Origin of the sequence: Alkalimarinus coralli (assembly GCF_023650515.1) — a bacterium.
Taxonomy (GTDB): domain Bacteria; phylum Pseudomonadota; class Gammaproteobacteria; order Pseudomonadales; family Oleiphilaceae; genus Alkalimarinus; species Alkalimarinus coralli.
Window position 1 is genome coordinate 1,962,691 of the sequence record NZ_CP096016.1, and the last position, 13,161, is coordinate 1,975,851.

Below are 13,161 nucleotides of genomic sequence, written 5' to 3' on the forward strand. Positions count from 1 at the left end.
TGTCACATAATAGGTGTATTGGTTTGTATATGGCCGACAATAATATAGAAATTATAGTGAGTGGCAAGCCCCATTGCAGCAGATACACAAGAGTACATAGCATTAGGCTATTAATTTATGCTTTTTTATTCTTTTTTTAACTAATTAGCTATCTGCTAAGCTGCTAATTATTCATAATAAACACATCTGTTTAATCGACGACACCGAGAGCAAAGATGACTAGTTTTGATCACGATATTAACGCGCTTAACGAAGAGCTTAGTTCCAAGTCCCCAAGAGAAATCCTCAAATTCGCTTTGTCTAATTTCAATAATATTGCCATCTCTTTCAGTGGGGCGGAAGATGTGGTGTTAATCGAACTTGCACATAAACTGACGGATCCACTCCAGGTATTCTCCTTGGATACCGGCAGACTGCACCCGGAGACTTATCGGTATATAGACAGGGTGAGAAATCACTACGATATTGATATTGAAATAATGTCCCCACAACCAGAAAAATTACAGGAACTCACTAAGGCTAAAGGACTGTTTAGTTTCTATGAAGACGGCCACTCTGAGTGCTGCGGCATTAGAAAAATTGAACCGTTACGAAGAAAGTTAGCAACCGTTGACGCATGGATAACAGGTCAGAGAAAAGATCAAAGCCCAGGCACTCGATCTAACGTTGCGGTGGTTGAAGTTGATGAAGCGTTTTCGACTAACGAAAAAAAGCTTATTAAATTTAACCCTCTTGCAAACTGGACTTCAGAGGACGTTTGGAACTATATCAAAATGTCCGAGGTTCCGTACAACGAGCTACACGAAAAAGGGTATATCAGTATTGGCTGTGAACCTTGTACCAGGCCCGTTTTACCTAACCAACATGAAAGAGAAGGACGCTGGTGGTGGGAAGAGGCAACTCACAAAGAGTGCGGTTTGCACGTAGGTAACATCCAAAAATAGCGGGTAAGTTCCCTACTATAGGGTGCGCTTGCGCACCCTATAGATGCTATTGCGGCTTAATAAACAGGCAGTTCGATATCTTGAAACACCTCATCTAGCTCAGCTTTGTTACTGTGACAGTGATAAGCTCGATCAATCACTTCTTTCGTCAGGTGCGGAGCAAAACGATTGATAAATTCATACATATAGCCTCGCAAAAACGTTCCTTTCCTAAAACCGATTTTTGTCGTACTTGGGCTAAACAGTTTGCTCGCATCTAACGCGACCAAATCACTATCAATTGATTCGTCGTAGGCCATTTTTGCAATAATCCCTACTCCTAACCCTAACCGTACATACGTTTTTATTACATCAGCATCAGCTGCTGTAAATACAACATTTGGGTTTAGGCCTCTTGAACTAAACGCATCATCAAGCTTTGACCTTCCAGTAAAACCAAACACATAGGTAACCAAAGGAAATTTTACCAGCTCTTCAAGTGTTAGCTCTGAAAGCTGAATAAGCGGATGATTTTTGGGGACAATCACACACCGGTTCCATTTATAGCACGGCATCATTATCAAGTCAGAGAAATGATCCAGCGCTTCGGTTGCAATTGCGAAATCGACGGTCCCGTCTGACGCCATTTCTGAAATCTGCATCGGAGTACCCTGGTGCATGTGCAGCGACACATCTGGGTACTCTTTGATAAAGCTTTGAATAACATTTGGTAGAGCATAGCGGGCTTGGGTATGAGTCGTGGCTATCGCCAAATCACCTTTTCGCTCATTACTAAACTCTTGGGCTATTTGTTTTATACCTTCTACTTTACGCAGAATTTCTCCGGCTACTTTTATTATCGTTTCGCCAGCAGGGGTTACTCTGGTCAAATGCTTGCCGCTACGAGCAAACACTTCTACCCCCAACTCATCCTCTAACAGCCTGATTTGTTTGCTAATTCCGGGTTGCGATGTATACAAACTCTGGGCTGTAGCTGACACATTCAAATCATGGTGAGCTACTTCCCATATATAGCGTAGCTGTTGTAGTTTCATTCACCCTCCCGGCGCAACTGAATCAATATGACCCATCTAAACAAATTGGAATAAAAATATAAACAAATATTCCTTTTCAGAATAGATCAAACCCTATAAATTGGCTAATTCTGTTCGTTTATTCCTTTATAAGGTAGTGTAGACCAATTTTATGGAAACACTGTTATATATTTTAGCCGGTGCCGGGGTGGGCTTAGCGGTTGGAGTCACCGGAGTTGGAGGTGGATCATTAATGACTCCCCTGCTACTGCTTTTTGGATTTCCAACCAACATAGCTATTGGTACTGACCTCATTTATGCAGCCATAACCAAGGGAGGCGGGGTTTTTTCTCACCAACGTCAATCTACAATACAGTGGGATGTGGTATTTAGGCTTGCGCGGGGAAGCATCCCTGCATCTATCGTCACAGTAATAATTCTTAACCTTTTCTTTGAAGACCCCGAAAGCTATTCCCATGTGCTTGTTACAACACTCGGCGTGATGCTGATTCTCACATCGGTAGTGCTGTTATTTAAAAGACGCTTGCAGTCTCTGAGCCATTCCAAACTCAATGGAGACTCGTTTTTATCTCAACACCGTAATAGCCTTACAACGTTAATGGGCGTTTTATTAGGCATTTGTGTTACATTGTCGTCAGTAGGCGCTGGTGCCTTCGGCGCTGCTGTTTTACTCGTGCTCTACCCGCATTTAAGTCCAATAAAAGTGATCGGCACAGACATCGCACATGCGGTTCCTCTTACCCTGATTGCAGGTTTAGGCCATCTTTCGCTTGGAAACGTTGATTTTGTATTGTTAATCAGCCTATTGATCGGCTCGCTACCCGCCATTCACCTTGGGACAATGTTAGGTAAAAGATTACCTGACAAGGTTCTTCAGCCCACTCTAGCCAGCATTTTATTGATAATTGGTGTAAAATACGCTTTTTTCTAGCTCTAACAGGGCATACAGAAAATTGGCTCTCCGCATAAATACTACTGCTTGACAAGCAACGGAATTGTAGGAGAATTTTCGTACAGCTGTTATTCAATTATATGGATATATACACTTTCGATGCTTTTAAAAACGAAATTCTTAGCCCCTGCATACAATCCAAAGAGCGTCGAGAGAAGCCGCCTGATTAGCCGTTTCGATAACCGTCATGGACGAAAGCTCATTACAGTTGTAGCACCAGCGGGCTATGGCAAAACAACCTTGGTCACCCAGTGGATTCATCATCAGAAAAGTGAGTATTGCTGGCTTTCACTGGATGATGCAGATAACGACGCAAGCCGATTTTGGCAGTACCTGATTGGCTCGTTTAGCAATACGTTTGCGTCCTTTGGCAAAGAGCCCCAGCAACTTCTCGCACAAAAAGAACTTCCAATTGAGGCCGCAGTAACAGCCCTCGTTAACGAAATTAGCCTTTTAAGTTCACCATCGCCGATCTACCTTGTACTTGATGATTATCACAGAATAGTAAACGAAGAAATCCATCAGTCGATGGCCTTCCTTGTCGATTACCTGCCCCCTTCTATACAACTTATTATCACAAGCCGCATTGAGCCGACGCTGCCGGTAGCAAGGTGGCGAGTAAAAAATGTTATTGATGAAATCCATGCGCACGACCTGGCCTTCTCCATGGAAGAGAGCCGTTTATTCTTTAACCAATACATGGAGCTCAACCTATCCGACGAAGATATTGCGATTGCTACAGAAAAAACAGAGGGCTGGGTTGCCGCTATGCAACTTGCCGTTATTTCAACACAAGGAAACCCCTCTGCTGCGAGCAGTTTTGCAGTTTTTCAAAACTATTCTGGCGAAGACCGGCTGATCAGCGATTATGTTTTGAGTGAGATTCTTGACTCACAACCAGAACAAATAAAAGAGTTCCTTTTATACACATCATGCCTTATTCGCCTGAATGCACAATTGTGTAACGCAATCAGAGAGCAAGACGACAGCCAGAGCTACCTGGAAAAGTTAGACAAAATAAACCTATTTATCATTCCTCTCGATACACACAATAACTGGTTTCGTTATCACGACCTTTTTCGTGAGTCGCTGTTACAACGCCTAAAGCAAACAAACCCGCAAAAGCTTCAATTACTACAGAAACTCGCTATCGACTGGCTACTGAGTCATGGCCAGATACATGAAGCAATATACCAACTAATTGAGCTTGACGACCAACAATGGTTAGTTAATGTGCTTGAAGAACATGGGAATACCTTAATACACGAGGGGCATCACCTATCAGTCCTTGATTGGTTGTCATCTATCACTGAGGAAACCCTTGATGAGCACCCCAGGCTATTAATGCTTAAAGTATGGGCACTCTTCTTTGGTAATAAAATAGATATTATCCCACCTCTACTTGAGCGGTTGGAGGATATACTTGACGAACGAGTGTGCAACTCTCACCCCGCCGCACAAGACGCGCTCGCGTTACACAGTGAAATATCACTTATCAGGTCTTACTTAGCGAGGACTCAAAGTGACCTGACTAGCGCGAGCAGCCTGACACAGCAAGTATTGCAAGATTTGGACAACTCCAATATGCCACTTAAGTCTGTTACCTACTACGGGCTGGGCATGGACTGCTTTGCTCAAGGTGATTTGATATCGGCCCGTTCAGCCCTCGAAGCCTCCATACAACATGGAAAAAAGGAAAAGAAATACTCCACAGTACTCTCCAGTACTGGCTTGCTCGGCTGGATTCTTTACTATCAGGGAGAGCTAGATCTCGCCAGAGAAATTTGTACCAGCAACCAGCTCTGGATCGATAGCTACCACGACCCTTCCCAGCCAAAACTCGTATCATGCTGGCAAAATTGTGCACTGGCGCAAATATATAGAGAAAAGAACCAACTGACCGTTGCACAGTCATATATCAACCCGCTGCTTAAGCACCTGGAGGCTGGTACAGAGCCTGCCCAGCATATTATGATCCAGTATGTTAGGGCACACTTGGCGTTCTCTACCGGTGATTATGACAATGCAATTAATTGGCTGGATGATGCATTAAATATGTATCAGCACAAGCAGGATACACTGATGTTTGAGCCCCCCTCTATCGATGCATTACGAGCCCGGTGCTATCTTGCATTAAACGAACACGAAAAAGCAGCACACTGGGCTGATCTTGCAAGTAAAAAGCACAACTCCCCTTCTGCTATTAATAATGAACAAACAGACAATACAATTGCTCGGGTTTTGATTGCAAATGGGCACTATCAAGATGCGATCAATAAAACAAACCGTGTACTCAAAAAAGCTGAAGCCGGGGCTCATATCAACTTGTTGATTGAGTTATGGATTGTTCAAGCATTGGCATACGGCAAGCTGAACAACATAGAGCAAGCAAGAAACGCTATAAACAAAGCGCTCGAACTAACATCAAAGAATGGTTTTATTAGAATCTTTTGCGAGGAGGGACTAGCAATTAAAGACATAATCCTGCTTGCAGATGACGTTGCAATCCCAGGTAGCTATATACGTGAATTGCACCTGGCTCTTGATGTTCAACAACACAATAACCAGCCCCAAAAAGTAGTAGAGGAGCCATCTCAAAAGCCAGAAAACCCGATGCAAGAACCACTAAGCCAACGAGAGCAGGAAGTATTAAACTTAATTAACCAAGGGTTAGCCAACAAGGTTATTGCTAACCAACTTTTTTTGGCTCCAGCAACAGTGAAAGCCCATATACGTAATATATACGGAAAAATCGGCGCTAAAAGCCGTACTGAGGCTCTCGCCAAGGCAAGGGAGTATGGTTTATTATAATTTTATCGTGAACTTTTATACCAAATACGCCTTTTGGACGATTACACTACGCCCCCCTCCCCCTTATTATTGAAACCATCGAGAGACAGGTTGAACAAAGCACAAATTCAGGCCTTGTGTTTTATTTATCAACCATGTATCTGTAAAAATTAAAGTGCATATTTAACGAGCACTAATACAGCGGACGGCGACAATTAATTATTGTTGCCGTTTTTTTTGTAAAATTTTTGGTATTCAGCAATTTAGTTTACTAGAGACCTTTGCACGACGTTATGAGCGATGCAAAGACAAGGCAAAAAATGACGAAAAGGCGGAGTTTATATGTAATAAATGAGCATTTTGAGTCATTTTTTAACGCCGTATTTGTGAGCGCAGTAGTCATGCAAAGGATTCTACTAATACTTTCGTTTAAAGGGAGGCAGTGACTCCAATATCATCTTACCGTACCGACGACTCATCATTCGACTATCAAACAGTGTAACTTGCCCATAGTCACTTTCAGTTCTCAGCAGCCGACCACATGCCTGTATCAGTTTAGTAGAGGCTTCAGGAACCGTTATCTCCATAAACGGGTTCCCTCCTTTTGACTCGATCCACTCGCTCAGGCCGGCCTCAATGGGATCATTGGGCACTGCAAACGGTATCTTGGCTATAAGCACATTGGTTAAGTAATCTCCCGGTAAGTCAATCCCTTCCGCAAACGAGGCCAGGCCAAAAATAACGCTCTTCCCGCCCTCATCAACCTTTCTTTTATGTTCCTTGATTACTTCTTGCTTACTCATCTCATCCTGGCTGATTATTTGCTCTCTTAAGCTGCCGGGTAAGCCATCTAATACATCATTCATCTGCTTTCTTGAGCTAAAAAGGGCCAGCGTACCTTGATGGCCTTCGATAAACGAAGGAAACAGCTCGATAAGCTCCTCCGTATGATCCGCACTATTACCTGGATCAGATTTCATTGCCGGCAAGCAGAGCGTCGCGACATCACTATAATGAAAAGGACTTGCGACCGCCAGGTATGCACTTTCTTCAGGCAAGCCCGTTTTATTGGTCAATCGATGAAAGTTGCCTAATGAAGTTAACGTAGCAGAGGTCAGCAAGGCTCCGTAGCACTTCGACCATAAGCGGGAATACAAAAGATTGTCTGCCATTAGCGGGCTTCCAAACAACTCTATATCTTCATGGTTGTCGAATATTTTTTTAACCGCCCAACGCGCAGATGGGGGTTGACCTTTTACATCGTCTACTGAAAAGAAACGCCACAAGTCCTGGTATGACTGTGCTCGTGAAAGTATTGATCCGATAACCGGAAACCAACGCTCGCTATCTTCTTTATCCAAACTTGCGTCAGATTTTTCATCCATAGAGCGAATGATATCGTTGTTAATTTCATCTACCAAACGGCATAAAGAGATAAATAGCTTTAATAACTCTGACGTAATTGCTTTCAACTCGTCTGGAACCAGACCTTCGCTAAAGCGGGATAAAACCTGGTTATCTCGCTGTTGAACAGGCTTTTGGCCAAACTTATCGTCATTTGCATCCCAATCAAGCGATAGCTCCATCTGCTGATATAGCTCTTCGATTTTGCTATGTATCGGCTGTGCCGTATTACTAATCTCTTCTACCGTTTTTTGAAGCCGAGATGAAGGCTTTATAAACGGTAACAGCTCTGAAAACACCTTGGTAATCTGCTTTAACCAGTTCTGAGTCCCTTTCAATGGAGAGTGCACTGCAAAGTGGCCTAGCGCTTTATCTGCCAAATGATGGGCTTCGTCGAAAACGTAAATAGTCTCCTCTGGAGCAGGCAATACAACACCGCCTCCCAGTGATAAGTCGGCGAGAATGAGATCATGATTTGCAACGACGACATCAGCGTCTTCGAGCAATTTACGCGACTCATAATAACTACAACTGTGAAAGTAACTACACCTACGATTCGAGCATTGCTGGTTATCTGTGGTAATAAGGCTCCAGGCTTTATTCTCTATATTGTCAGGCCATTTATCTCTGTCACCATCCCACTGCTGATTTGCATAAGCTGCAAACATGGTCTGATAGAGAGGTTTATTGTCTGGCGACCCAAGCCCATTCTCAATCATAAATAGTGGAAGACTATCTTGCGCTTCGCCATCATCAGCCAACTGAGTTTCAAGTTTACTTAAGCAAATATATCTGCCCCGCCCTTTGGCCAGCGCAAACTTAAATTTTAATCCGCTGTTCTTAACAATATCCGGCAGATCTTTGGCCACGATTTGTTCTTGTAACGCCGTTGTCGCAGTAGAAATAATCAGCTTTTTCTTTTTATTTAACGCCAGAGGAATTGCCGAGATACAATAGCCCAGTGTTTTACCTGTCCCTGTGCCAGCCTCAACAACGCAAACTTTGTGTTTGGATTTTCTATTGCCATTTGAATCTGACTCTATCCCGCCCAGATAACGCGCGAATTCGGCTATCATCTGGCGCTGGCCATAGCGGGATTTATATTTTTTTTGTGCAAGAAACGCTGAGTATGCAGATTGAATTTCTGCTTTAACTTCATCAGTTAGCATTTTGGTTCTACTGAGGTGTGGGACACATTTAACGCGCCGGTGAAAATTATATTGAGCAGCCTTTGATCTAAATTCTTTCTACCTTGGTGAATACCAATCTCGCAGAACGCCTATTTTAAATGACTCGCCCTCTAACGATAAAATAATGCCCTCTTCAGTAATCTGCTCTACCTTCATACCTGAAAAGGATTGTCCTTCCCTCAAGTAAATATTGTTAATCATCACCCGTCGAGAGCTGGGTTCATTTGTAAAAATGTGGCTATTAAAAGCCATGTCGGGTATCTGGAGCTGAAACGAGTGTGGCTTATCCGTGATATGCATGATATCAGTGCTCTCTATTTCGCTTATTTCCTCAACGTTTTTTTGTTTCGAAGCATTTATCTCAGTTTGAGGTTTAATAAGCTGCCCCCCATCATTTTGTGCTAACGGCTGGTAGCCAGGGCCGGTATAAGGTCGAGACTTTCCTTTTGGCGTTATCAGTAGCGGAGCTTCTTCTTTCAGCTGTACATCAGCAATCGCGGACTCTTCGATGGAAGCATGGCGATTTTCAGAAACAACACTCGTCGGGATTGTGTTATCAAGGACTGTGCTATCAAGGGCTATGCGCTTAGGCTCTACCCTCTTCTCTGATGCTGCCGAAGCCGGCTGCTTGTTTTCGGCAGCATCTGCTGAGTTACTGCTCTGAATAGATACAGCGCTTTGATCATTGCTTTGAACCACCTGCTTGGCCAATCCCGTTGAAACCTCTGACGACTCGGTTTGGACCTGCTCCCGAAGGCTTAAAGGCCTCCCAGTCATTTGGGGATGGCTTGAGCTGTCTGGATAATTGATCGGCTTAAACGCTTGGTCGACTTGCTCTTCCACATATTCAGACTTTACGTCACCATGCGTTGGCTTATTGGTCAAAAACCAATACGCCACAACAAATATATTAATGGCTAGCAGTATACCAATAACCCACGGCCAAACGACTGCCTTAGATCTTGAGCTATGGATCAGAGTAGAGTTACTCCCTAGATTAGGAACCTGGCCCTGATGCCTTTCTTCTTCAGACTTCTTAAGCGCGTCTAATATATATGACATTCAATAATCCCGTTGTCTGCTAAGATCTTGGCGATCCTGGTTGTACCGATTTCCTAACCAGTGTTGGAATATCAGGATTAATGTAATTATTTAGGTGAATAAGCGTCAGCGCGCCGGCAATCCCATCAGGGGTCAAGCCTTCAGACCGTTGAAACCATTGTATCTTTTCCTGGATTGGTGAGTTGTCACTTAAACCAACAGCTGTTTCCGCTCCTTTTTGCGAGGCCTGAGACGCTTTAACATTGGTAATATTGCTATTCAGCCATTTATCAGGGTCATTTACAGTGCCAGGGGTTATCACTCTCGACTTGTAAGGAGGGAGCTTCCAAATAACTGAATAATCCCCGTACCATTGCTGGTCTATCGCATCTAACGACGTCCAGATAGTTTTGTTTCCTATAGCAACTTTGGCGTAATCACCCTCAATAGCAAGCAGGCCAATGTAAAATGGCTGACCTTTCTGGTTCGAAAGTTTCATCACTGTAGGCCTGTTTATTTGCAGCAACCCCCTCCAGTTTCCTTGCTTATGGAGGCAACCAAGGCCCTGTAACTCTGCAAACTCGCACACTAACTTGCTCTTGTGCTGGGTATAGTTAACGCCCCATACCGAAAGCACTGCCTGGTATGCCGTTAACTTGTTATTAAACGGCGGGGCAGTATATTTAAGACTGCCAACGTAATCAGTACCATAACGTTTTTTGGGGTCGAACCCTGACCTGTTTACAGTACCAAAGCTGCTATTCAGCGGCCGGGGCACGTGAGCGCCTTCGGTGCCAGTATCGCAACTATCATCTCCTTCAACACAGCGTTCAGAGTATTCCGCTGCTTGAAGAGCTGTTGTGTTGCTAGCATCATCCAAAGCGCTATTGGTTTGAGCTATATCCTGATTAGAAGCATCACCATCAGACAGGCGGTCAGAGTAAAGTTCCTTATCCTTGCCCAGAAAACCCGCGACTAGAAATATGAGTAGCGCTCCAAATACAGCCCCCATACCCGCGCCTGTTACCACCCATTTTGGAATAATTGAAAGGACGTTTTTTTTCTGTTCTGCGCCGATCTCATTAAAAGCCTGCTTAATATTCTTGGCATCGACGACAGTGGCACTTTGAGAGTATGCACCAAGCAGCGCTCTGTCACAGACGAGATTAATTAATCTGGGGATACCGCCACTTTTACGGTATATCGTTTTAATTGCTCCTGGCTTAAAGAGATCTTGTTTTTGACCTGCAACCGCGAGTCTGTAACGTATATAAGCAGTAACCTCTTCTTTGTTTAATGCCTTAAGGTGGTACCGTGCCGTTATACGTTGAGCAAGCTGACGAAGCTCTTTCTGGGCAAGCATATCCTGTAATTCGGGCTGACCTAACAAGATAATTTGGAGCAACTTCTTTTCTGACGTTTCTAGATTCGTTAGCAGCCGCAGCTGTTCAAGCACATCGATGCGCAAGTTTTGTGCTTCATCGATAACGAGCACCGTATGACGTCCCTCAGAATGTGCTTGCAAAAGGTAGTGGCTAATCAAGTCGTTATAGATTTTAATTGACGCACTATGGGGGTGCTGAATTCCGAATTCGTCACAGATATTGGCAAGAAGTTCTCGCGCAGAAAGTTTGGGGTTTACTATAAATGCAACATCAGTGTTGTCAGGAACCTGCTGCAGAAAGCAACGGCAGACCGTTGTTTTTCCTGTACCTACTTCACCAGTCAGTACGACAAAGCCCCCTTGCCCAGATACGCCGTACAACAGATGTGCCAGCGCCTCTTTATGGCGCTCACTCATATATAAATATCGGGGATCTGGTGCTATTGAGAAAGGAAGCTCTTTCAGACCGAAATAATCGCGGTACATAGAATAACTAAAGCGCCATAAGTTTAAAGTACAATACGGTTGTTAGAAGACTGCAATCGGCTCAACAACATATGCTATTCAAGCTTTCCAGATAAGATTCAAGCTATCCAGATAAGACTTAAACTGGCTAGCCCACTTAGTGTTGAGTAACGCCTCAGCCTTAATGAGGGTTCATGATAACGGGCCGGCGCAACAAAGAAAACTCCCTTTTATATTATTTTGGCCAACTAAATTAAACAGACTCTCTAGAACCGAAAGTAAGGACTAAGCCATTCGGACAGAAACAAACGACCCAGACTGAAACAAACGACCCTGGCTAAACCAAACTAGCCGTTATTAGCAATGACCCGTAAATCTGCCCTCGATCTATTCGCTTTAACTTTTAGCCTTGATATACAGTTTTCAAGTGTCTGGCTAATTTTGGCATGCGTTCTGATCATGGCTAGCTTCGGCCATGTTGCTTTTTCGCCAGCCAGAATAAGTTCTTTAACCAAGTCAGGCGAAGGGTTACGTAAAATACTCATGTAGTGCCGCCAACTGTAATGAGGCGAAACCGTTACATCGCCATAATAGTTCTGCGCCATAATAGAATACATATGCCCGGAGACTTGCCTGAACAACTCGTTATCGACACTATTTCTTAGGTAATCAAAAGTTGCCTTTCCATGAAATTGAATTTCAGACTTTAAGACTCGAGCCGGTAACGAAAGTGGCCCAGTTAGCTTTCTCTTTCTATTCATCGCCATAAAAGGAACGATATGCGGATTGGTCTGGCTTACGATGGAAAAGTTTACATCATACAAGTGCATCAGTCTTTCAACCGGTAAATCACTTACTACAGAGCCGTCCACCCAACGAAGCCCTGACATATACGGCACCAGATTGCCATCAACATCCTTTTTCATCAGCTTAACAGGAGGAAATATCCCCGGCACCGAACAAGATGCCAAACTTGCGCTCCATACGGACAAGTATGGTGATGTAAACCCGCTTAATAAACGCTCTTTTTGATGTTCGTGTACGGGTGAAACAGTAATATTGATGCTTCTTCCTGTTCGTTCGTACGCCTCCTGAAATGAGTATTCACCAATATTGGCTCTCAAACAGCTTTCAAGCTGTTTTTGATCCATAAAGCCCTGACCTTTCAAGCCACTCATTATCCCTAGCCATTTCCAGGCCTTGAGATTATGACGGTTAGGGTCAAGCATTTCTGGTAGCTCTGCATCGGTGTGCGTGCCCAACATTGCAGCCATAATTGACCCAACACTTGAGCCAGCAACAACCTGCGGCAACAAGCCCCTCTCCCATAGCGCCTTGATTACCCCTATATGAAACATACCCAATGAGGCCCCGCCGCTAAGTAATAGCGCTGGACGACCGTAACTGAGGAGAGTGTCTTTAAAGAAGTCGAGTTTCTTCTTACTAGGAAGTTCTTTAATCTCGTTATCGCAAATATAGTTGAGCGATTCACATACCTGGTTAATATACTCCTCAATGAGATGTTTAGTACCAATGTTACTGCGATTGTATAATTCGCTGTTGCCCATATTTCCTAAATCGTGATGCAACCCTTCTCTGAGTGCGCGGATCATTAGGTCGTGATCTTTTTTCTGGCTACATTCACGTAGCTGGCTAAGGCGATCATAAATTAATTCGTAGTTGTATAAATCAGAGGCAAAAGCCTCCTTCCACTCAACATTCCGGTCGATATAATCAAGTTCCAGAGCCGCACCTTTCCAAGACTCATAGTCTCGGGCTTCAAGCATCATCTTTTTATATTTTTTAGCTTTATTGATCATCACTATATAGACAACTTTACAAGGGGAAATTTAAGGTCATACAGTGTTAACTATAGGCAGGGTTACTCAATTTTGCTGTTAACAAATGTAACTAAAACAGGATGGGTATGCAAAGGCACCAGAGTCAAGCTGCACAC

General features: G+C 43.7%; 8 protein-coding genes. 3 read left to right on the forward strand and 5 right to left on the reverse strand.

What is annotated here, in order from left to right:
• Nucleotides 1-215 precede the first annotated feature (215 nt).
• Nucleotides 216-944, forward strand: coding sequence for a phosphoadenylyl-sulfate reductase (locus tag MY523_RS08690; RefSeq protein ID WP_250658387.1), 729 nt, complete (start codon nucleotides 216-218; stop codon nucleotides 942-944).
• A gap of 56 nt (nucleotides 945-1,000) precedes the next feature.
• Here MY523_RS08690 and cysB read toward each other — a convergent pair whose 3' ends face one another.
• Nucleotides 1,001-1,978, reverse strand: a complete 978-nt coding sequence (gene cysB, locus MY523_RS08695; RefSeq protein WP_250658388.1) for an HTH-type transcriptional regulator CysB — start codon at nucleotides 1,976-1,978, stop codon at nucleotides 1,001-1,003.
• Between the two features lie 151 nt (nucleotides 1,979-2,129).
• Here cysB and MY523_RS08700 point away from each other — a divergent pair, with 151 nt between their 5' ends.
• Both MY523_RS08700 and MY523_RS08705 read left to right on the forward strand, forming a co-directional pair.
• On the forward strand, nucleotides 2,130-2,909 hold the full coding sequence (locus MY523_RS08700; RefSeq protein ID WP_250658389.1) for a sulfite exporter TauE/SafE family protein: 780 nt from the start codon (nucleotides 2,130-2,132) through the stop codon (nucleotides 2,907-2,909).
• A gap of 120 nt (nucleotides 2,910-3,029) precedes the next feature.
• Complete coding sequence (locus MY523_RS08705) at nucleotides 3,030-5,741, forward strand: winged helix-turn-helix domain-containing protein (protein ID WP_250658390.1); 2,712 nt, start codon at nucleotides 3,030-3,032, stop codon at nucleotides 5,739-5,741.
• Nucleotides 5,742-6,136: 395 nt separating this feature from the next.
• Here MY523_RS08705 and dinG read toward each other — a convergent pair whose 3' ends face one another.
• The 4 genes from dinG to MY523_RS08725 form a co-directional block, all read right to left on the reverse strand.
• Nucleotides 6,137-8,293 carry an ATP-dependent DNA helicase DinG gene (dinG, locus tag MY523_RS08710; RefSeq protein WP_250658391.1) on the reverse strand — a complete coding sequence of 719 codons (2,157 nt, stop codon included), beginning with the start codon at nucleotides 8,291-8,293 and terminating at the stop codon, nucleotides 6,137-6,139.
• 78 nt (nucleotides 8,294-8,371) lie between these two features.
• Nucleotides 8,372-9,376: a general secretion pathway protein GspB gene (locus MY523_RS08715; protein WP_250658392.1), complete on the reverse strand. Its 1,005-nt coding sequence runs from the start codon at nucleotides 9,374-9,376 to the stop codon at nucleotides 8,372-8,374.
• Nucleotides 9,377-9,395: 19 nt separating this feature from the next.
• Nucleotides 9,396-11,156, reverse strand: a complete 1,761-nt coding sequence (locus tag MY523_RS21840) for an ExeA family protein (protein WP_275975292.1) — start codon at nucleotides 11,154-11,156, stop codon at nucleotides 9,396-9,398.
• 395 nt (nucleotides 11,157-11,551) lie between these two features.
• Nucleotides 11,552-13,024, reverse strand: a complete 1,473-nt coding sequence (locus MY523_RS08725) for a DUF3336 domain-containing protein (protein WP_250658797.1) — start codon at nucleotides 13,022-13,024, stop codon at nucleotides 11,552-11,554.
• Nucleotides 13,025-13,161 lie beyond the last annotated feature (137 nt).

What these genes read in the sequence shown, in the direction of transcription:
- cysB (WP_250658388.1), bottom strand. Translation starts at nt 1,978, where the DNA reads ATGAAACTACAACAGCTACGCTATATATGGGAAGTAGCTCACCATGAT.
- MY523_RS08690 (WP_250658387.1), top strand. Translation starts at nt 216, where the DNA reads ATGACTAGTTTTGATCACGATATTAACGCGCTTAACGAAGAGCTTAGT.
- MY523_RS08715 (WP_250658392.1), bottom strand. Translation starts at nt 9,376, where the DNA reads ATGTCATATATATTAGACGCGCTTAAGAAGTCTGAAGAAGAAAGGCAT.
- MY523_RS08725 (WP_250658797.1), bottom strand. Translation starts at nt 13,024, where the DNA reads ATGATCAATAAAGCTAAAAAATATAAAAAGATGATGCTTGAAGCCCGA.
- MY523_RS21840 (WP_275975292.1), bottom strand. Translation starts at nt 11,156, where the DNA reads ATGAGTGAGCGCCATAAAGAGGCGCTGGCACATCTGTTGTACGGCGTA.
- dinG (WP_250658391.1), bottom strand. Translation starts at nt 8,293, where the DNA reads ATGCTAACTGATGAAGTTAAAGCAGAAATTCAATCTGCATACTCAGCG.
- MY523_RS08705 (WP_250658390.1), top strand. Translation starts at nt 3,030, where the DNA reads ATGCTTTTAAAAACGAAATTCTTAGCCCCTGCATACAATCCAAAGAGC.
- MY523_RS08700 (WP_250658389.1), top strand. Translation starts at nt 2,130, where the DNA reads ATGGAAACACTGTTATATATTTTAGCCGGTGCCGGGGTGGGCTTAGCG.